The organism is Streptomyces polyasparticus (assembly GCF_014493765.1).
GTDB classification, from domain to species: Bacteria; Actinomycetota; Actinomycetes; order Streptomycetales; family Streptomycetaceae; genus Streptomyces; species Streptomyces polyasparticus.
The window spans coordinates 1-823 of record NZ_JACTVJ010000133.1; the positions used below are offsets into that span (position 1 = coordinate 1).

General features: G+C 50.9%; 3 protein-coding genes. All 3 read right to left on the reverse strand.

Annotation, left to right across the window (positions count from 1 at the left end):
* Positions 1 to 152, reverse strand: a 152-nt coding sequence (locus H9Y04_RS49175; protein WP_187820173.1) for a manganese catalase family protein, incomplete at its 3' end; no start/stop codon positions are given.
* Between the two features lie 16 nt (positions 153 to 168).
* Positions 169 to 675 carry a ferritin-like domain-containing protein gene (locus tag H9Y04_RS49180; protein ID WP_004140514.1) on the reverse strand — a complete coding sequence of 169 codons (507 nt, stop codon included), beginning with the start codon at positions 673 to 675 and terminating at the stop codon, positions 169 to 171.
* Between the two features lie 26 nt (positions 676 to 701).
* Positions 702 to 818, reverse strand: a complete 117-nt coding sequence (locus H9Y04_RS49185) for a DUF892 family protein (protein ID WP_268980585.1) — start codon at positions 816 to 818, stop codon at positions 702 to 704.
* Between the last annotated feature and the right edge of the window lie 5 nt (positions 819 to 823).

Here is an 823-nt window from a genome sequence, read left to right on the forward strand (position 1 = left end):
TCGTCATCGCTTAATCCCTGGGTGAAATAACGACACGCGGCGGCCAGCTCGCCCTGAGGGCCGCCAAACTGTTCGAGCAGTAAATTCGCGAGCCCCGGATTCGGTTCAGCAACGCGTACGGTATACTGCAGTTGTTTCACATGACGAAACATAGGCCTGCCTCCTGGGTTATTTTTTCGCTTCTACGCCGTCAGCATCTGAACGCAGGAGAAACTGCTCCGTGGTCTGAGGAATATGTTTAATCAGCCAGTCGGCCATTTCCCGCTCTTCCGCCAGGATGGCTTCAATGGCTGGGATGGAGGCGGTATCGCCCGCTTTTTCAGCGGCCGCCAGCAGAGAGGTATAGCAGGCGATTTCAAACTGCTCGAAAACGTACCCGCTGATCGAGCCTTTGACGATTTCATCGGAAGGAAACATCCCGCCGATGGACTGGCCGAGAGCCGCCATTTTACTCATCGAATCTTTAATCACCGAGCGCGAAATCTCATTGCGGTCGAGGATCTCTTCCAGCACGGTAATTTGCCGTTTGGTCTCGTTAACATGCTGTTCGATTCTGGCACGGAGATCCGGATAATTATCGATACGGCCAGCCATTGATTCCAGCATGGACTCTGCCTGTTTTTCCATGGCATGCGCATCTCGTAGCCAGTCATGGTAATGTTCAACGTGATTCATCGTGATTTCCTCGTGTCAGGGAGAGTTTATTTTTCCGCTTTCATATTAATATTACCTACCGCCAGATCGGTTAATTTCACATCGGTTTGTTTTTCTTCTTCCAGGGTTTCGGCAAGCAGTTTGGCTGCTTTTTTATAGCCCAACTGCT

Excerpts from the sequence above, each read along its gene's own strand:
- H9Y04_RS49180 (WP_004140514.1), bottom strand. The coding sequence starts at position 675 with ATGAATCACGTTGAACATTACCATGACTGGCTACGAGATGCGCATGCC.